The following is an 18,419-nucleotide window of genomic DNA, read 5'->3' as shown; positions in this document are numbered from 1 at the left end:
GACTCCCCCTATGAGTGGTCGTGGTATGTGTAAAAACCTCTCATTGTCTTTTTACCCAGCCAGCCTGCATTTACGTATTTTTTCAAAAGAGGACAAGGTCGGTATTTGCTATCCCCAAGTCCTTCATGAAGGGTATTCATAATAAATAAACATGTATCTAGTCCGATGAAATCAGCGAGACGAAGCGGCCCCATTGGGTGATTCATTCCAAGCGTCATGACCCCGTCAATGCTTTCTGCATCTGCCACGCCTTCATAAAGGGTGTAAATGGCTTCATTGATCATTGGCATCAATATGCGATTTGATACAAACCCTGGGAAGTCTTCCACTTCAATTGGGGTTTTGTTTAATGTCTTTGCTGTTTCATAAACGATTTGATACGTGTCGTCACTTGTTTGCAGCGCTCGAATGACCTCAACCAGTTTCATGACAGGCACCGGGTTCATAAAATGCATGCCAATCACTTGCTCCGGTCTCCCCGTAACAGCTGCTAATTCTGTGATTGACAAGGAAGATGTGTTTGTTGCAAATATCGTCTTCGCCTCTGCAAATTGATCAAGTGTTTCAAAGATTTGTTTTTTCACACTCATTTGTTCAGATGCAGCTTCAATCACTAAATGAGTCTGCTGCACGTCCTTTAAATCTGTGGAAACGGCAAGCCGCTGCGTAATATCTCGGACTGCCTGATGGGCCAGCTTTCCTTTTTCTGCTCGTTTCGTCAGTTGTTTGGTCATGGAGGAAATGGCTCGATGAATCTGCTTTTCAGATGCATCATGCAGCAGGACTGTGTAGCCTGACTGAGCAAAAACTTGGGCAATGCCTGATCCCATTTGACCTGCTCCAACGACCATGACGGTCTCTTCTGTACTCATGACGATGAACGCCTCCCTTTTAATCTACCTTTATCATGATGGCATCTCCTTGACCGCCTCCACTGCAAATCGCCGCGATGCCAATGCCTCCGCCTCTTTGTCTCAATGCATGAATCAAGGTCAATATGATACGTGTTCCGCTTGCACCAATGGGATGACCAAGCGCTACTGCACCACCATTGATATTCATTTTCCGCCGGTCCAGCCCGGTTATTTTTTCACATGCCAGCGCCACAGCTGAGAAGGCTTCATTGATTTCAAAGAGATCGATATCCTCTAGACGCTTGCCTGTTTTCTGTAATATCTTCTCGATGGCAAAGGCTGGTGTTTTCGGAAAATCCTTTGCCTCTACGGCTACCTGCGTATGCCCAAGCACGACTGCCATTGGCTTTACGTCATGCTGCTCCGCATATGTGTCTTTCATTAAAAGAAGCGCACTTGCTCCATCATTGACACCTGGTGCATTTCCAGCGGTAATGGTACCCGTTTGATCAAAAACAGGCATGAGCTTTGACAGCCGTTCATATGACGTATCACGCCGCGGGGATTCATCTTCTGTGATCAGCCGCTCTCCCGTTTTCGTCTTGACGGTGACTGGGGTGATTTCCTGTTGAAAAAAGCCGTTTTTCTGCGCTTCGATGGCCCGTTCATGACTTCTTAGTGCCCAAAGGTCTTGCTCTTCCCGCGTGATACCAAGCTCCTTTGCAGCCATGCTCCCATACTCACCCATATGAACGCCTGTAAACGAACAGGTTAATCCATCTAAAATCATCGCATCTTGTACCGCACCATCCCCCATTTTGTAGCCCCATCGCGCTTTTTTTAGCAAATAAGGGGCGTGTGACATGGATTCCATACCGCCCGCTACGATGACCTCAGCATCTCCAGCTCGAATGATTTGATCTGCTGTGCTCACACTGCGCATTCCTGATGCACAGACTTTATTGATAGTTTGCGTCGGAACGGACCACGGAAGGTCAGCATATCTTGCTGCTTGCCTTGAAGGAATCTGACCTTGTCCTCCCTGCAAAACACTTCCCATGATGACCTCATCCACATGATGCGAACTCGGCACTCTTTCCAGTGCAGCTTTGATCGCTATTCCGCCTAGTTCTGCGGCAGTCAATCCGCTGAAAGCACCGCCTAGTTTTCCAAATGGTGTTCTTGCTCCAGATACAATGACTGTCTTACTCATGTATGTCCCCTCCCTTTTGTTACCGCTTACATATTATCTGAACAGCAGATGTACAGCGCCATGTATAAGCCGATGAACATTCTATTCATCGGCCTGTTTTGTTTACGAAACCTGCTTTCCAGCTTCGCCAAACACTGATTTTTCAAGAAGCTCTGCGACATCAAATGTACCTACCTGCTCCTCTACTTCCTTCGCCTTCGTGCCATCTCCCAGCATCGTTAAGCAATAAGGACACCCTGAGCTGATGATGGACGGCTGCACTTGTAACGCCTGCTCCGTTCGGGCAGTGTTAATCCGGGTACCTGTCTCTTCTTCCATCCACATTAAGCCCCCGCCTGCACCGCAGCACATACCGGTTTCACGATGACGCTCCATTTCTCTCAGCGTCACACCAGGGATGGCTTTTAAAATGTCTCTCGGCGGATCATACACCTCGTTATATCTGCCTAGGTAGCAAGAGTCGTGGAAGGTAATCACTTCGTTCACTTCATGTACAGGCGTTATTTTCCCTTCTTTCACTAGCTCTGCCAGTAATTCTGTATGATGGTACACTTCTGCCTCAAGTCCGAAGTCTGGATACTCATTTTTAAATAAATTGTAGGCGTGCGGATCAATCGTGACGATCTTTGTGACCCCGTTTTTCTGGAATTCTTCAATATTTTTTGCAGCAAGCTCTTGGAATAAAAATTCGTTTCCAAGTCTTCTTGGTGTATCGCCTGAGTTTTTCTCTTTATTGCCTAGGATGGCAAAGGAGACCCCTGCTTCGTTGAGGAGCTTTGCAAAGGCAAGCGCAATTTTTTGGCTTCGATTGTCATATGCCCCCATTGAACCAACCCAGAATAAATAATCGAAGGTTTGATCTGCTTTTTTCAGCTCTTTTACTGTCGGCACATGCACATCTTCTCTCAGTTCACGCCAATTTTCTCTTTCTTTCCGGTTCAATCCCCACGGGTTCCCTTGGCGCTCAATGCTTGTCATGGCACGCTGTGCATCTGCATCCATTTTCCCTTCGGTCAGCACAAGATATCTGCGCATATCAATAATCTTGTCGACGTGTTCATTCATGACAGGGCATTGGTCTTCACAGTTTCGGCACGTCGTACATGCCCAAATTTCTTCTTCTGTAATGACCTCACCAATGAGAGAAGGATGATACATTGAGCTGGCCGCCGATTCCTCTGCACCTGCTCCTCTCGCCTGCAGCGCCAGCTGATTTCCTGTTGTCTGCCTGAAGGCAAGCTGCGGGACCCATGGTGTCTTCGATGTAATGGCGGCCCCTTTATTTGTTAAATGATCTCTTAACCTTAAAATCAAATCCATTGGAGACAGCATCTTCCCTGTTCCTGTTGCTGGGCACATATTTGTGCAGCGCCCGCATTCCACACAGGCGTAAAGGTCGATCAGCTGTGACTGACGGAAGTCTTCAATTTTTCCCACACCGAAGGTCTCTTGTGTCTCATCTTCAAAATCAATTTTTTGCAGCTTGCCTGGCGGGTCTAATCTGCTGGCAAATACATTCACCGGTCCTGCAATGAGGTGAGCGTGCTTTGACTGCGGGACATATACTAAGAATGTCAGCAAAATAAGGAGATGCACCCACCATGCGACATAAAAAACGACCGTTGCTGCAAGAGGTGAAATTCCGCCCAGCAAGAAAGCAATACTGGAGGCGATTGGCTCAGTTGGTGATAGAGAGTGTCCATGCCAAATGATGTTCATCCCGTTCCCCAGTAAGACTGTCAGCATCAAGCCGCCAATAAATAAAAGCACTAGACCTGATTTAAAGCCTCGTTTTAAACGGACAAGCTTCTCCACATACCTTCTATGGAATGCCCAAACAACGGCTACTAAAATGAGAAGTGTGACCACCTCTTGGAAAAAGGTAAAGACACCGTAAAGCGGACCTAAAGGGAGTCCGCTGCCCGGAACGAGTCCCTTCATAATAAAATCAAGGGCTCCGAACTGTACAAGGATAAATCCGTAGAAAAACAGCACATGAATGATGCCGCTCTTCTTGTCCTTTAACAGCTTCTTTTGCCCAAACACATTGACCCAAACACGCTCTAAGCGTTTCTTCATGTCTTGTTGAAATTCTTCTTTTTTACCAAGACGAATATACGCCGCTCGTGTTCGAATGAGATAAATAAACAAATACACAGCGTAAGCGGTCACCGCCGCAAATGCGATCAAGTTCATTATTAAAAGGCTATTCATCTTGCTCCCCCTTTCATTCCCCAAAAACCACTTTGTTCCGTTTCTATGTTGTACCTCTATCATAAATAATGAATGAGCATTCAGTCAATATTTTTTACACGTTTGGGTACACTATTGAAATATGCAAAAAAGGAGGAAGCTTCATGATCGCATTGATCATCCTACTCGTACTCATTGCCATCGTTTTTCTCGTGATGGTAGACCTTTATATGGGAAAGAAATATTTTTCTACCCGCGCTTTTGAACGGTCTTTTGACAAAACAAGCGGTGATGCAGCTTTTTATCATGATGGCGAACCATTTTTTGATCAGCTGCTCGCGGATATTCAACAGGCCTCTTCTTCTATTCATATGATGTTCTTTATTGTAAAGAACGACAAGATTGGCCAAAGGGTCTTACAAGCACTGAAAGCCAAAGCGGAACAAGGGGTTTCAGTCTTTTTGCTGACCGATCGACTAGGGTCCTATCCGTTTGATCAAAAGTCCATTGATATGCTAGAAAAAAGCGGCATCCAATTTTACTTTTTAAATAAGCCTCGTTTCCCTTTTTTGATTTATCGGTTAAACATGAGAAATCATCGTAAAATTACGGTGATTGATGGAAAGATTGGCTATATTGGCGGGTTTAATATTGGCGATGAATATGTTGGAAAAAATGGCCAGTTTGGCATTTGGAAAGATTATCATTTGCGCATGACAGGGCAAGTTGTCGCAGATCTCCAGCATGTGTTTTTAAATGATTTATACCGGTCATCTGGCATTCATCAGCTGCAATATGAGGTTTTTCCTGCTTTGGAACTGGGAACACTACAATGCACAACACGCGCGACTGCTGGTTTTTCTTTAGAAGCTTTGTTTCTCAAAGATATTCAGCAGGCGAGAAAGCAGATCATCATCTGTACGCCTTACTTTATTCCATCTGCCCCTCTTCTGAGTGCACTGCTTGATGCACGAGAGCGAGGTGTCACGGTTGAAATCATCATCCCAATGAAAGCGGATCATCCACTTGTCAAAGAGGCTGGATTTCATTATTTGAAAGACCTCATTGCCTCTGGCTGCCTTGTGTATCGTTTTTATAAAGGATTTTATCATGCGAAAGCCATTCTAATTGACCAGAGACGCTGTATGATTAGCACGGCAAATTTTGATAAACGCAGCTTGTTTCTAAATGAGGAAGTAGACGTCGCCATTGATGATGCCGACTTTACTGCACACGTAGAGGAAAAAATTCGGGAGCACATGGAAGTGTCTGAGCTTATGACAGAGGAGAAATTGACCCAGCGTCCGCTTTTGTCACGTCCGCTGGAATGGGTTGGCGCCATGTTCTCGTACTTTTTATAAAGGAGATGACCTATGCGTTATCGATTTGGTTATGTATCCAATGCCGTCACCTTGTGGGAAGCTTCTCCTGCCAAGTCGCTGACCTTTGCAAGATACAGTAAGCTCTCAAAGGAAGAGAGAGAAGAGGCTTTATTGCGAACAACGAAAGCCAATCTCGTGAATACATTAAGAACGCTCTATTTCGCCATTGCCCATGATATCCCGCTTTACCGTTTTTCAAGTTCGATCGTCCCGCTCGCGACCCATCCCGATGTGCGCTGGGACTTTGTGACACCTTTTCAAAAGGAGTTTCATGAAATTGGCGAGTTGGTGAAACGGCACGGATTACGTGTGAGCTTTCACCCTAATCAATTTACCTTGTTTACTAGCTCAAAGCCTTCAATCACAGAAAATGCCGTGATCGATATGACGTACCATTATCAAATGCTTGAGGCGATGAAGCTCGAAAAGGAAGGCTATATGAACATTCATGTGGGCGGTGCGTACGGTGATAAAGAATCGGCGCTTCAACGTTTTGATGACAATATCAAAAAGCTTCCGGCGCATATCAAGGCGAGAATGACGCTTGAGAATGATGACAAAACGTATACGTCGTTAGAAACCCTTGGTGTATGTGAAAAGCAAGGTATTCCATTTGTTTTTGATTACCATCATCACGTGGCCAATAAAGATGACGATGCCGCGCTTGAAGACATTCTGCCAAGAATGTTCGACACTTGGACGAGCACTGGCATTCCGCCTAAAATCCATTTATCCTCACCTAAATCAGAAAAAGCCATACGCAGTCATGCAGATGGTGTAGATATGTCCTTTGTCTTACCGCTTTTTCATGCATTAAAACCGTATGGGCGTGATGTAGATTTTATGATTGAGGCGAAGTTAAAGGATCAGGCACTGCTCCGACTTGTCGAAGAGCTGTCTGCGATAAGAGGCAATAAGCGAACGGGCGGAGGAACCTTTGAGTGGAAATCATAGAGAAAGGTTTATCCCTGTGCAAACAGGGGTAACAAAGCTATTGTGAGAAAGTAATTAACAGGAGGATATGAAGATGTCTCAAATCTATTCAATCCAAATCGCTGCGAAAGCATTGAATTTACATAAGCTTATTTCTCTTTATCAAAAATGCCACCAGGCTCAACATCGTCTATATGTGTATTCTAAAAAAACAATGTGCAACATCAAGAACATCGTAGAGCTTGAAACCTTCAGGCTCACTCATTTAGAGTCTGATTACTTAATTGTCGTAGAGGGAAAAAAAGCGCAAGATCTCTTGCAGCCATTTGAAAAAGAGCAGGTTTCATAAAAAAGAGCAGCCCTCAGGCCGCTCTTTTGTTATATCCACTCTTTTGCCAACCAAACTTGTTTTGAAGCTGCATCCATTTTCACTTGTACCCCGATTGGCATCGTAAGCATCGGGTGTGTATGGGCACAGTCAAAATCTGCGATGAGCGGTCTCTTTGTCTCTCCAAGCACCTCAAGTAAAATCTCGTAAGGTTCTTTTCCCGTTCCCTCATCATCAAACAGCTCATGTTTTCCCAAAAGAATACCTGATACCCGCTCAAACACTCCATTTACTTTCAATAAAGAGAAGTTTTTTTCTACAACCGAAGCGGTTTTCATGCAATCTTCAATAAGGAGGACGTCTCCGTTTTGAATGGCTGGCATGAACTCACTTCCCCATATACCGTACATGGCATTCAGATTCCCGCCGATCAATCTACCTTCTGCCTGTCCCTCTATGACGCACAGCCAATCGTTTGGACGCTGCTTTTTATCACGCGTCTTTTCTTCCCAATTGATTCGTTCATCCGTCCAAAAAGGTGGTTTTTTGACCTGATAAGGAATGGTTTGAGGCTGCATCAGGATGTCTTCGAACGACTGATATGTATAAGCGACGAACGGTTCAAACTCTCCAAAAGATGGGACAAGCGCCGGTCCGTAGAATACAGGCAGTCCCGTTTTTTCGTAGGCTGCTAAAAGAATCGCTGTCGCATCTGAATAACCGATCATGATTTTCGGATGTTGATTCAGCAGCTCAAAATCAAGATAAGGCAGCAAACTATTTGAATTTGTCCCGCCAATCATTGACATAACGCACGCCAAGTCCTCTCTAGCCATTAGCTCATTCAGCTCATCGGCTCGTTCTTGAATTGTACCTGAACGGTAGTGATCCTCTTTCCCTGTTAATGATCCTGGTACCACAATGAATCCTTTTTGCTCAAGCCACTTCTTCGCCCGCTGATACCTAAGAGGCGAGGTCGCTGATGCAGGACTTGAAGGTGAAAAAATACCGATCTTATCTCCCTTTTGTAATCGCCGAAGCCCCTTCATTCCATCAGATCCTTCCTACACGAGTTTTTTCTATCCTAACAAAAAAAGCCCCTTATCAAAAGGGCTTTCAGATTTTTGACAAAGGGCTATAATGATCTTTATTTTAGTCCTTTATCTTTTTTCAGCGTGATAGAAAACCTTTGCAGTCTAGGAAGGACGAGCACTGGAGCGGAGCGAATTGAACATTCGTGAGCACCAGAGCGCAGGACTGACAACGAATGCGAGGGTTTGTCTACACGCTGAAAGCCCTTTATCAAAAGGGCTTTCTCTTTCTTCTTAATGACCAAACTGCGCTTCGTGCAGTCTGCTGTATACGCCGCCCATTTGGATTAAGTCTTGGTGGCGGCCTTGTTCTTGAATGCCTTCCTCTGTCACGACGATGATACGGTCGGCGTGTTTAATTGTCGCAAGGCGGTGGGCAATGACGAGTGTTGTCCTGCCGACAGCTAGTTCGCTCAGTGCATCCTGTATGGCTTTTTCTGTTTCTGTATCAAGTGCTGATGTGGCTTCATCTAGAATGAGAATGGACGGGTTTTTCAGGAACATCCGCGCAATCGACAGACGCTGCTTTTGACCGCCTGACAGTTTGACGCCGCGCTCACCTATCACGGTATTTAACCCTTCTGGGAAACGCTGAACGAGTTCCTCTAAATGCGCACTTCTTACAGCCTCCCAAATCTCTGCATCACTGGCTTCTAGGTTGCCGTACGCAATGTTTTCACGAATGGTGCCCGAGAATAAAAAGACATCCTGCTGCACAATACCGATCTGCTGCCTTAAAGAAGACAATGTCATCGACTTTGTGCTTACACCATCAATCGTGATGTCCCCTTCATCCACATCATAAAAACGAGGCAGCAGACTGCAAATGGTTGATTTCCCCGCTCCTGAAGGCCCGACAAACGCAACCGTTTCTCCTTGTTTGATCTTTAAATCGATATCCTTTAGCACATGGCTGTGCTCATCGTAGCCAAATGTCACGTTTCGATATTCAATTTCACCTTTCAGTCCGTATACATCACGTGCTCCCTCTGTATCCTTCACATCCGGCTCTGTTTCTAGCAAATCGACATAGCTTTTAAAGCCCGCAATGCCTTTCGGATACATTTCAATGACCGTGTTGATTTTATCAATCGGTCTAAATAAAACATTTGTGATCAGAACAAACGCGATAAAGCCACCTGCCGTTAATTGACCTTGCAGGACAAACCATGTACCTGCGAGAAGGACAAACAGTGTCACAAGACGTGTGAGAATGTAACTGATCGATCCATTGACCGACATAATTTTATAAGAAAGAAGCTTCGCCTTCCGAAACCGGTTGTTGTTTTCAGCAAAACGTTTTTTCTCGAAATGTTCATTGGCAAAGGCTTGAACAAGACGAATGCCGCCGATATTGTTTTCAACCCTTGCATGAAAGTCTCCAATGTCATTGTTCAGCTGTGTAATCGCATGCGTCATTTTCTTATTAAAATGAAGGGCAAGCCAGATGATGACAGGCATGATCAGGAAGGTTAAAATAGCCAGCTGCCAGTTAATCATCAGCATGACAGCAAAGGCACCAAGAATTGTCATAATCGCTATAAACAAATCTTCAGGACCGTGATGCGCCACTTCTCCAATGTACATGAGGTCGTTTGTCATCCGTGACATGAGCTTACCCGTTTTGTTGTTATCAAAGAATTTAAAGGATAGGCGCTGAAAGTGATCAAACAGCTTCTTCCTCATATCTGTTTCAATATTAATTCCAAGCATATGCCCCCAGTACGACACAATAAATTGCATAACCGAGCTGAGTGCATAAATGACAAACAGCGCAAGTGCGGTCCAGCCAATGACCGCCCAGTTCCCTGTTGGCAATAATGTATCAATGAAGTAGTTCACGATAAGCGGGAAACCCAGTTCCATCAATCCAACGGCGACAGCGCAAAAGAAATCTAAAAAGAACAGACCTCGATAGGGCCTGTAATAGGCGAAAAAGCGTTTTAGCATATGTAAAAGAACCTCATTTCCTCTATAATTGATAATCATTTTCAATTATAGAGGAATCCTCTTTAAAATACTAGATCAGGAAATGATTTCTTTGACTTGAAATCCTCATAACACGCCAGAAAACAACCGGGCAAATGATTCCTTCAATCGCTCTTTTAACCCTCTTTTATAAAAATGAACAGGTCCCATTTGCTCACATTCTTTCATATCTTCCTCATAGTGGGCCATCAGTTGCTCAATTGGCTTTTTCGCGGCTGTAAAGACATTGACCTCAAAATTGAGCTGAAAGCTTCTCATATCCACATTTGCGGTGCCGACAGAGGCAAGTTCTCCATCTGCGATCATCACTTTTTGATGCATGAAGCCCTTTTGATAGTGATACACCTTGATACCTTCTTTTAGAAGCTCAGAAAAATAGGATCGTGTGGCGTATTGTGTGAGAAAGCCGTCATTGATCTCCGGAACCATCACCCGGACATCCACCCCTCTTGTAGCAGCAATTTTTAATGCTGTACGAAGGGATTCATTTGGGACAAAATAAGGTGTTGCAATCCAGACAAATTGTTTCGCATTTGAGATGAGTGCATCATATAAATCACTCATACTTTCTTTCATATCGGGTCCAGTCGGTACAACCTGAATGACATCCTCTCCCGTCACAGAGTGCGGCGTATGATACTTCGGATCATCAATTAATACTTCATCTGATACATACTCCCAGTCGAGCATAAAAACAGAGTGAAGGGTTTGAACAGCCTCACCCTTTAACATGGTATGCGTATCACGCCAAAAACCGATATTTTCATCACGTCCGACATATTCTTTTCCGACATTTAACCCACCGACAAACCCTGTCTTCCCATCAATTATCACGATTTTGCGGTGATTTCGGAAATTGAATTTTTGATTAAAAAAACCATATTTTAAAGGCAGAAAAGGAGCGACTTTTACTCCTTCCTGCTTCAAGCGTTTAATATCTTTTCGGGAGAAGCGAATGCTGCCAGCCGCATCATAGATGAAGCGAACCTCTACCCCTTCTTTCACTTTTTCTATCAGAATCTCCATCATCCGGTGCCCGAGGAAATCTGATTTGAACATGTAGTATTCTATATGGATGAACGATTTTGCCTTTTTTAATTCTTCAAAAATACGGGGAAAAGTCTCCTCCCCATTCTTTAAAATGTCCATATCACTATTTGTGTTCACATGCATGCCTGTTGCTTTTTCTGTGTAATGAAAAAAAGTTCGCTGATTTTCGGTTAGACGCGATTCATCCGGCTTGCTCTCAAGCTCAGATATTCTGCGTAACTTTTCACGGTTGTACATTCTCTTTGATTTGAATAAATGACCTTTCACATAGAGCTGTCCTGAGAACAAATAAAACATATAGCCAATGATCGGGAAAAAGATCAGCACATACATCCATAACAACGTGTGCTGTGATGTACGGTTCTCTAGCATGAGTGAGATGATACTAAATAAAATAATGGCGATATAAACTGCCGCGTACAGCTGAATGCTCCACGCTGGCACCGGCCACCAATACACCACATATGCCCCGAATATCATAAAATATAAAAATAAAAATTCCAGTCTCCTCTTTTTCACATTCTCCGCCCTCATTCGTTTCTGTCTTTTTCTCTTCCATACCCTTTGCACAGCTTGTATGAAACGCACGGCCTATGCCTTTCTCCTAGCTTTTACAGACTTGGACCATTTGATCCGATATAATGGAGAAATATGTGATGGAAAGGAAGATTTGTTTATGCATACACCCTCTCCTTTAAAAAAGGGCGATCATATTCGTGTCATTGCTCCAAGCCGAAGTGCCAGCATTTTATCAGAAGATGGAATCTCTCAATCAAAAAAACGTTTAGAGACCTTAGGTTTCACTGTCTCTTTTGGAAAACACGCGTTTGAATGTGATCTTCATTCCTCGTTATCCATTGAACACCGCTTGTCTGATCTGCATGAGGCGTTCACAGATGACGAAGTCGACGGTATTTTGACAGCCATCGGAGGCTTCAATTGCAATGAACTCTTGCCTTACATTGATTACGACTTGATTCGTCAGCATCCTAAAGTTCTTTGCGGCTACAGTGATATCACCGCACTCGCAAGCGCCATTACCGCCAAATGTGATATGGTGACATACTCTGGACCCCATTTCTCCAGCTTCCAAATGGAGCAGGGGCAAGAGGAGCAGTCCGCTATGTTTCAGGCCTGCTTGATGAACGGCGGTGAGCCATTTGATGTGATCCCTTCGACAAAATGGAGTGATGACGCGTGGTATCTCGATCAAGCGAACAGGCAGTTTCATCCGACGAAATGGAAAATGTATCAGGAAGGAACAGCTGAAGGCACCTTGTTTGGCGGAAACCTTTGTACACTGAACTTACTACAAGGGACATCGTTTATGCCTCAAATCAAGGATGCCATCTTATTTGTAGAGGATGATGAGTTGGTCTTCCCTGAAATGTTCGCCAGAGACCTCACCTCCCTCATGCAGCATGCAGAATCAATCAAAGGGTTGATCATCGGACGCTTCCAAAAGAAATCCGAGATGACAGAGGAACATTTGAGGTTCATTTTAGATAAACATCCAATGCTCAAACACATCCCAGTGATCTACGATGTCGATATCGGACATACGCAGCCGGTCTTCACCTTACCGATTGGCGGAGACGTGAAGCTAGCGTGTAAAGATGGAGCCGTGCAGCTGCGCATTCTATCATAAAACAGAGCCAAAAAAGCACCCAAATAAACGGTGCTTTTTTCTATGCCACGATCTTTTATAAAATTTTTTCAGAAAAAAGTGATCCAACCCTCCATCCCCTTCGTTAAGTAGATGTAAAAAGAAAAGAGAGGAGGGGGCAACATGTTCTCTGATGTACTTAGTCAATTATTCGATTCTATTTCTAACATTATTAATACGCTTGGGTAATGTTCAACACCTGCTGTCCTTAGAAGATAGCGGGTGTTTTCTTATAAAAAAGCCCCACTCCTATAGTAGAGCGGGGCTTTTTTGTATTACATCTTTTCCGGTGCAGATACGCCAATTAGTTTTAATGCATTAGCAAGCGTGATTTGTGTTGCTTTCATGAGTGAAAGACGTGCTGTTGTTTTTGTTTCGTTTTCTACATCAATAACCTTCTCGGCATTGTAGAAGCTGTGAAGGGCTGATGCAAGGTCATAAATATAGTTCGTCACGCGGTGCGGAATGCGCTTTTCAGCTGCTTCTGCTACAACTTCTGGGAAGCTGCCAATGATTTTGAGAAGATCGTATTCTTTTTCCGATTGAATGTGAGAGAAATCTGCTTTTTCAAGGCTCGGCTCGTAGCCTTTTTCTTCACCTTGACGCAGCATGCTGCAAATTCTCGCATGTGCATATTGTGCGTAGTACACAGGGTTTTCGTTAGACGTAGAGATGGCTAAGTCTAGGTCAAAGTCCATGTGTGTCGCCGCACTTCTCATCGCAAAGAAATAACGAGTGGCATCTAAGCCTACTTCTTCAATCAGGTCACGCATGGTGACAGCTTTTCCTGTACGCTTACTCATTTTCATCTTTTCACCGTTTTTGTAAAGGTGAACGAGCTGAATGATTTCTACTTCGAGCTTGCCAGCTGGATATCCAAGTGCTTGAATCGCCGCTTTCATTCGGGGGATATAGCCGTGATGGTCCGCTCCCCAAATGTTAATGAGCTGGTCAAAGCCTCTGTCTAGTTTGTCTTTATGGTATGCGATGTCTGGAAGCAGGTAAGTGAAGCTGCCGTCTTTTTTAATCAGCACACGGTCCTTGTCATCACCAAAATCAGTTGAACGCAGCCATGTTGCACCGTCTTCTTCAAAGACATAGCCTTTTTCACGAAGTGTTTCCAGCGCTGGTTCGATTTTTCCGTTTTCATATAAAGAGGTTTCTGAATACCATACATCAAATGGAACACGGAAATTCTCAAGGTCTACACGCAATTTCTCTAATTCGTATTTTAATCCGTATTCACGGAAGAACTTCATCCGCTCTTCTTCTGGCTCATGCACGAAACGGTCACCAAATTCATACGCAAGCTTTTGCCCGATGCCTTTGATGTCTTCTCCTCTGTAGCCGTCTTCAGGCATCTCTTTTTCAAGACCGAGTGCCTCAAAGTAACGTACTTCTACAGATAAAGCGAGATTATTGATTTGATTCCCTGCATCGTTGATATAGTATTCACGGCTCACATCGAACCCTGCTTTATCAAGGATGTTGCAAAGAGAATCACCTACAGCTGCTCCGCGGGCATGTCCAAGATGAAGGTCACCTGTTGGGTTGGCTGAAACGAATTCGACTTGCACCTTTTGGCCGCCGCCTGTATTTGTTTCGCCATATGCCTCTTTTGCTTCAAGGACAGCTGGGATGAGCTTTGTTAAATACTGATTGTTCATATAAAAGTTAATGAACCCTGGACCTGCGATATCCAGTTTTTCAATAGAAGCTTTCCCTTTATCAAACGCATTGACAATGTCCTCTGCGATTTGGCGAGGTGCTTTTTTCGCAATGCGGGCAAGCTGCATCGCCATGTTGGTGGAGTAATCACCGTGAGTTTTGTCTTTCGGCACTTCTAAAAGGACATCTGGTACCTGGCTTTCATCAGCAAGTCCTGCTTTGACGACTGCCGCAATGATTTCTTCTTTTAACGCATCTTTGACCTGTTCTGCGATATTCATGAACGTAAATCCTCCTTATACGAAATCGATAATGTATGTAAATGCTTTTGATCTTCCCCTGTCAGCATATCGTACGTAATGTGCAGCAGTCCCTTGTCCACATCTAGATCAATGCCATGTGTGTGTACATCAAGCTGTAGTGTACCGAAGGGCATCGTGTAATGTGTGACGGTCGTTTCTCCGATGAGAAAGCGCTGCTTCATTTGAATGGCACCTGATCTCATGACAAAAATTTCTTTTTCACTCATTTTCACAACGGTTTTTACTTGACCCATTTCATGTTCTTCATGGTAAGTGAGATACGTTTTGTCATTCTTCTCTTGATACGTTCCAGTCGTGCGGAATTCGATCGTTTCAGCCGGCTCCGTCTCTGGTTTCATCACTGACTTGACATGAATTGAAATTTGGTTTTGTGTCATTTTGCACTTCCTTTGCTAAGACCCGTTTAACTAAAATAGTATACCATATTCATGATCGCCTATCATACCATCATTTCTCTTCTTCACTGCGATTAAACTTTTTCTAACATAAAAAAAGAGCAGATAAACTGCTCTTTAGAAAAATAGGAAGATAAAACTGACTAACACAACAAGTACTGCCTTTAACCCCAAATCTTTTCTTTTAATTAAATAAAAAAGAGCTTGTATTCCCGAACTCGCCAAAAACACTTGAAAAAAATCAAATGGAACGATTTGTCCCTTTTTAAATACCACCTGCATAAATAACGCAATGGCCGTAAGATAGAAAAAACCTCGATCCTGAAACAAACCAACTAACTCCTCCTTTCCTTCCTTTTTAGAAGCAAAAACTGGTGGATCAGTTGCCAACTCTTTTTTCAGTGTAATAAAACCTGCCGCTAAAACACATAAAGCGAGTAACACCATGAATATAGAAGATAACATTTTATTCCTCCATTTACTTATAATAGAATTTATGTTAAATATTATATATGGAATATACTAATTTAAGAAAGAGGAGTTTTTATGAAAAGAAAATTGTACTCATCAATCCCTATTCTAATCACGTTAGCTCTAATTGGAACGATTATTAACCCTAAAATAACGCATGCAAAGGAAGAAATGAACCCCGCTAGTGATATAGAAAATATTACAGGAATAAACGGGATATTGAAATCAATCAAAAGTAATAATACTTACAAGTATGGAAATACTACAAAAGGATATGAAGTGCCAAAAGATCCTAATTCACCTATTCAACTTGATGTCTCAACTAATATATCTTTGCCTTCCGAAAATATCAAAAAAGGTGTAATTTCTCCAAATGGAACTGTAGTTTATAATAATAATGATAAGGAAAATGTAATTTACGCTGTTCAACCGACAAATGACGGTCTAAAGAGTTTAATACAGATTAATGATCAAAAAGCTCCTAAAGAATATCGATTTAAAATGAATTTGCCTAGGGGTAGTAAATTGGTAACTGCAGCGGAGTATTTGGGTAGTGAATTCGACACAGGAGAAGTTTATGTAGTTAACAAAGAAAATATGATCACTTCTATATTTAGTCCAGCTTGGGCAAAGGATGCCAATAATCAAGATGTCCCTACTTATTATAAAACTGATGGAAATACACTAATACAAGTTGTAGATTTTAATAGCAAAACTGCTTTCCCAATTATTGCTGATCCAGATTGGTCTAAGATCGCTGCGTGTTCAGCAGCAATAGCTTGGTTTATAGGTTCTAACTTGTTTGCTGCAGCTAAAATTATAAAAGTAAAAAAATACGTAAAAGAATTAGGTGGAATAAAAGAGACTGCAAAACTATTAGCTGGTGCTACATCATGGGAGGAAAAGTTGAAAATTGGCGGCGAAGCTTTTAAAGGACTTGCTGCCGAAATTACAGGTGTTGGCGGCCTAGCCGTTTGTATAAATTGGTAGATATTACTTTTGAAAAACCTGTCCAATTAGAAATTGGACAGGTTTTTTTATTTCACAAATCCAAGCAGCATTTCGCGTAAAAGCTTGCTCGCTGTATTCGCTGTTTGGTCGGAATGATCATATACAGGTGCTACCTCTACAAGATCTGCACCGACTACTTGAACCTCAGATCCTGCAATGGCATGAATAGATGCTAGCAGCTCTTTCGATGTAATACCGCCAGCATCCACCGTGCCTGTACCAGGTGCATGAGCCGGGTCTAATACATCAATGTCGATCGTCACATAAACTGGACGCCCCTTCAGCTTTGGCAATACTTGCATCAATGGCTCCAGCACTTCAAATTTAGAAATGTGCATGCCCGCTTCTTTTGCCCATTCAAATTCTTCCTTCATCCCAGAACGAATCCCGAAAGAGAACACATTCTCAGGTCCAATAAGTCCTGCTACTTTACGAATCGGTGTTGAATGAGACAGAGGCTCACCCTCATATTCCTCACGAAGATCCGTATGTGCATCCATATGAATAATCGCCAAATCAGGGTATTTCTTATGCATCGCACGGAAAACCGGCCAAGACACAAGATGCTCACCGCCCATTCCTAATGGAAACTTCCCTTTTTCTAAAATGCTGTCGACATACTCTTCAATTAAGTCTAAGCTTTTCTGTGCATTTCCAAAAGGAAGCGGAATGTCACCGGCATCAAAGAATGGTACCTCGTGCAGTTCACGATCTAAATAAGGGCTGTATTCCTCTAATCCAATCGAAACTTCACGAATACGGTTTGGGCCAAAACGTGAGCCCGGTCTATAACTGACGGTCCAATCCATCGGCATACCGTATAAAATGACTTTTGCATCTTCCCATGTCGGATGACTTCCAATAAACACTTTTCCTGAATAAGCCTCGTCGAATCTCATGCAAGATTCCTCCTTTTACGCTTCAAAAAATGCGCAAACTGTCATTTGCGCATTTCCACTTCGCTTGATTTATTTGATTAAGTCACTCACAAATTTCGGCAGAACGAATGCCGCTTTGTGCAATTCTTTTGTGTAATATTTAGTCTCAATATCAAAGAAACGGCTGTCTTCTACAGCAAGTGGATCATATTTTTTTGAACCGATGGTAAATGTCCAAAGACCACTTGGATACGTTGGAATATTCGCTGTGTAAAGCTTCGTGATTGGGAAAATCTCTTTCACATCGCGCTGTACATTTGTAATTAGCTCAGGTGTGAACCAAGGGTTGTCCGTTTGTGCCACGAAAATACCGTCTTCTTTGAGTGCTTTTGAAATTCCTGCGTAAAATCCTTTAGAGAACAGGTTCACAGCTGGTCCAACTGGTTCAGTTGAGTCCACCATGATGACATCATACTCATTGTCAGCTTCAGCAATGTGCATAAAGCCGTCTCCGACTTTAACATCTACACGAGGATCGTCTAGTTTCCCAGCAATCGAAGGAAGGAATTTCTTCGAGTATTCGATGACTTTGCCATCAATATCAACAAGTGTCGCTTTTTTCACACTTGGATGCTTCAGGATCTCACGAATAACACCGCCGTCTCCTCCGCCTACGACAAGAACATTTTCCGGGTTTGGATGAGTGAAAAGAGGAACATGTGCCACCATTTCGTGGTATACAAACTCATCTTTCTCAGATGTCATCACCATACCGTCTAAAAACAGCATATTGCCAAACTCTTCTGTTTCCACCATTTCTAAATGCTGAAAATCTGTTTGTTCTGTGTGAAGGGTTTTGTTCACCTTCAATGTAATACCAAAATTCTTCGTTTGCTTCTCTGTATACCAAAGTTCGCTCATTGTCCATCTTCCTCTCATCCAATAATAAACAAACATCTATTGTTAGCGCCTTT

General features: G+C 43.1%; 16 protein-coding genes. 5 read left to right on the top strand and 11 right to left on the bottom strand.

Translation table 11 applies throughout. The features are described 5' to 3' along the window. Positions 1–8: 8 nt before the first annotated feature. The 3 genes from C6Y07_RS09250 to C6Y07_RS09240 all read right to left on the bottom strand — a co-directional run bounded on the left by C6Y07_RS09250 (position 9) and on the right by C6Y07_RS09240 (position 4,281). The gene (locus C6Y07_RS09250; protein ID WP_106036441.1) at positions 9–872 is read right to left on the bottom strand and encodes a 3-hydroxybutyryl-CoA dehydrogenase; all 864 of its coding nucleotides are present in this window, start codon (positions 870–872) and stop codon (positions 9–11) included. Between the two features lie 19 nt (positions 873–891). Then, entirely contained in the window at positions 892–2,067 is a 1,176-nt protein-coding gene (locus tag C6Y07_RS09245) for an acetyl-CoA C-acetyltransferase (protein WP_106156609.1), read from the bottom strand. Between the two features lie 102 nt (positions 2,068–2,169). Then, entirely contained in the window at positions 2,170–4,281 is a 2,112-nt protein-coding gene (locus C6Y07_RS09240; RefSeq protein ID WP_060597499.1) for a (Fe-S)-binding protein, read from the bottom strand. A gap of 143 nt (positions 4,282–4,424) precedes the next feature. Between C6Y07_RS09240 and cls (C6Y07_RS09235) the strand changes: the two genes are divergently transcribed. The 3 genes from cls (C6Y07_RS09235) to C6Y07_RS09225 all read left to right on the top strand — a co-directional run bounded on the left by cls (C6Y07_RS09235) (position 4,425) and on the right by C6Y07_RS09225 (position 6,924). Next, complete coding sequence (cls, locus tag C6Y07_RS09235) at positions 4,425–5,621, top strand: cardiolipin synthase (RefSeq protein WP_106048093.1); 1,197 nt, start codon at positions 4,425–4,427, stop codon at positions 5,619–5,621. Positions 5,622–5,633: 12 nt separating this feature from the next. Next, complete coding sequence (gene uvsE, locus C6Y07_RS09230) at positions 5,634–6,596, top strand: UV DNA damage repair endonuclease UvsE (protein ID WP_106156607.1); 963 nt, start codon at positions 5,634–5,636, stop codon at positions 6,594–6,596. Positions 6,597–6,669: 73 nt separating this feature from the next. Further along, on the top strand, positions 6,670–6,924 hold the full coding sequence (locus tag C6Y07_RS09225) for a general stress protein (protein WP_095285673.1): 255 nt from the start codon (positions 6,670–6,672) through the stop codon (positions 6,922–6,924). Positions 6,925–6,953: 29 nt separating this feature from the next. Here C6Y07_RS09225 and C6Y07_RS09220 read toward each other — a convergent pair whose 3' ends face one another. From C6Y07_RS09220 to cls (C6Y07_RS09210), 3 genes are all read right to left on the bottom strand, one after another. Then, a complete protein-coding gene (locus tag C6Y07_RS09220) occupies positions 6,954–7,952 on the bottom strand; it encodes a S66 family peptidase (RefSeq protein WP_106156605.1) in 999 nt (332 codons plus the stop codon). Positions 7,953–8,228: 276 nt separating this feature from the next. Continuing rightward, positions 8,229–9,944, bottom strand: a complete 1,716-nt coding sequence (locus C6Y07_RS09215; RefSeq protein ID WP_060597738.1) for an ABC transporter ATP-binding protein — start codon at positions 9,942–9,944, stop codon at positions 8,229–8,231. A gap of 105 nt (positions 9,945–10,049) precedes the next feature. Then, positions 10,050–11,552, bottom strand: a complete 1,503-nt coding sequence (cls, locus tag C6Y07_RS09210) for a cardiolipin synthase (RefSeq protein WP_060597739.1) — start codon at positions 11,550–11,552, stop codon at positions 10,050–10,052. 157 nt (positions 11,553–11,709) lie between these two features. On the opposite strand from cls (C6Y07_RS09210), the gene C6Y07_RS09205 reads away from it, so the two are divergent. After that, a complete protein-coding gene (locus C6Y07_RS09205; RefSeq protein ID WP_106038965.1) occupies positions 11,710–12,681 on the top strand; it encodes a S66 family peptidase in 972 nt (323 codons plus the stop codon). Between the two features lie 293 nt (positions 12,682–12,974). Here C6Y07_RS09205 and argS read toward each other — a convergent pair whose 3' ends face one another. From argS to C6Y07_RS09190, 3 genes are all read right to left on the bottom strand, one after another. Next, positions 12,975–14,648: an arginine--tRNA ligase gene (gene argS / locus C6Y07_RS09200; protein ID WP_106072029.1), complete on the bottom strand. Its 1,674-nt coding sequence runs from the start codon at positions 14,646–14,648 to the stop codon at positions 12,975–12,977. After that, entirely contained in the window at positions 14,645–15,067 is a 423-nt protein-coding gene (locus C6Y07_RS09195) for a YwiB family protein (RefSeq protein ID WP_003215400.1), read from the bottom strand. The genes argS and C6Y07_RS09195 overlap by 4 nt, the downstream gene beginning before the upstream one ends. A 135-nt stretch (positions 15,068–15,202) precedes the next feature. Next, positions 15,203–15,550 carry a hypothetical protein gene (locus C6Y07_RS09190; RefSeq protein WP_060597506.1) on the bottom strand — a complete coding sequence of 116 codons (348 nt, stop codon included), beginning with the start codon at positions 15,548–15,550 and terminating at the stop codon, positions 15,203–15,205. Between the two features lie 81 nt (positions 15,551–15,631). Here C6Y07_RS09190 and C6Y07_RS09185 point away from each other — a divergent pair, with 81 nt between their 5' ends. Beyond that, positions 15,632–16,546 (top strand): hypothetical protein, encoded by a 915-nt coding sequence (locus tag C6Y07_RS09185; protein ID WP_060597507.1) that lies wholly within the window; start codon positions 15,632–15,634, stop codon positions 16,544–16,546. Between the two features lie 47 nt (positions 16,547–16,593). Here C6Y07_RS09185 and speB read toward each other — a convergent pair whose 3' ends face one another. Beyond that, positions 16,594–17,466, bottom strand: coding sequence for an agmatinase (gene speB / locus C6Y07_RS09180; protein ID WP_106071336.1), 873 nt, complete (start codon positions 17,464–17,466; stop codon positions 16,594–16,596). A gap of 69 nt (positions 17,467–17,535) precedes the next feature. Continuing rightward, entirely contained in the window at positions 17,536–18,366 is an 831-nt protein-coding gene (speE, locus tag C6Y07_RS09175) for a spermidine synthase (RefSeq protein WP_012011597.1), read from the bottom strand. Positions 18,367–18,419 lie beyond the last annotated feature (53 nt).

Origin of the sequence: Bacillus sp. LNXM12-1, from assembly GCF_003004375.1 — a bacterium.
Taxonomy (GTDB): domain Bacteria; phylum Bacillota; class Bacilli; order Bacillales; family Bacillaceae; genus Bacillus.
Note: the sequence above shows the minus strand (reverse complement) of the source record. Positions and strands in the feature narration are given on the sequence as shown.

What these genes read in the sequence shown, in the direction of transcription:
- C6Y07_RS09220 (WP_106156605.1), bottom strand. Translation starts at nt 7,952, where the DNA reads ATGAAGGGGCTTCGGCGATTACAAAAGGGAGATAAGATCGGTATTTTT.
- C6Y07_RS09195 (WP_003215400.1), bottom strand. Translation starts at nt 15,067, where the DNA reads ATGACACAAAACCAAATTTCAATTCATGTCAAGTCAGTGATGAAACCA.
- C6Y07_RS09250 (WP_106036441.1), bottom strand. Translation starts at nt 872, where the DNA reads ATGAGTACAGAAGAGACCGTCATGGTCGTTGGAGCAGGTCAAATGGGA.
- C6Y07_RS09185 (WP_060597507.1), top strand. Translation starts at nt 15,632, where the DNA reads ATGAAAAGAAAATTGTACTCATCAATCCCTATTCTAATCACGTTAGCT.
- C6Y07_RS09190 (WP_060597506.1), bottom strand. Translation starts at nt 15,550, where the DNA reads ATGTTATCTTCTATATTCATGGTGTTACTCGCTTTATGTGTTTTAGCG.
- C6Y07_RS09240 (WP_060597499.1), bottom strand. Translation starts at nt 4,281, where the DNA reads ATGAATAGCCTTTTAATAATGAACTTGATCGCATTTGCGGCGGTGACC.
- cls (WP_106048093.1), top strand. Translation starts at nt 4,425, where the DNA reads ATGATCGCATTGATCATCCTACTCGTACTCATTGCCATCGTTTTTCTC.
- argS (WP_106072029.1), bottom strand. Translation starts at nt 14,648, where the DNA reads ATGAATATCGCAGAACAGGTCAAAGATGCGTTAAAAGAAGAAATCATT.
- speE (WP_012011597.1), bottom strand. Translation starts at nt 18,366, where the DNA reads ATGAGCGAACTTTGGTATACAGAGAAGCAAACGAAGAATTTTGGTATT.
- C6Y07_RS09205 (WP_106038965.1), top strand. Translation starts at nt 11,710, where the DNA reads ATGCATACACCCTCTCCTTTAAAAAAGGGCGATCATATTCGTGTCATT.
- uvsE (WP_106156607.1), top strand. Translation starts at nt 5,634, where the DNA reads ATGCGTTATCGATTTGGTTATGTATCCAATGCCGTCACCTTGTGGGAA.
- C6Y07_RS09225 (WP_095285673.1), top strand. Translation starts at nt 6,670, where the DNA reads ATGTCTCAAATCTATTCAATCCAAATCGCTGCGAAAGCATTGAATTTA.
- C6Y07_RS09215 (WP_060597738.1), bottom strand. Translation starts at nt 9,944, where the DNA reads ATGCTAAAACGCTTTTTCGCCTATTACAGGCCCTATCGAGGTCTGTTC.
- speB (WP_106071336.1), bottom strand. Translation starts at nt 17,466, where the DNA reads ATGAGATTCGACGAGGCTTATTCAGGAAAAGTGTTTATTGGAAGTCAT.
- C6Y07_RS09245 (WP_106156609.1), bottom strand. Translation starts at nt 2,067, where the DNA reads ATGAGTAAGACAGTCATTGTATCTGGAGCAAGAACACCATTTGGAAAA.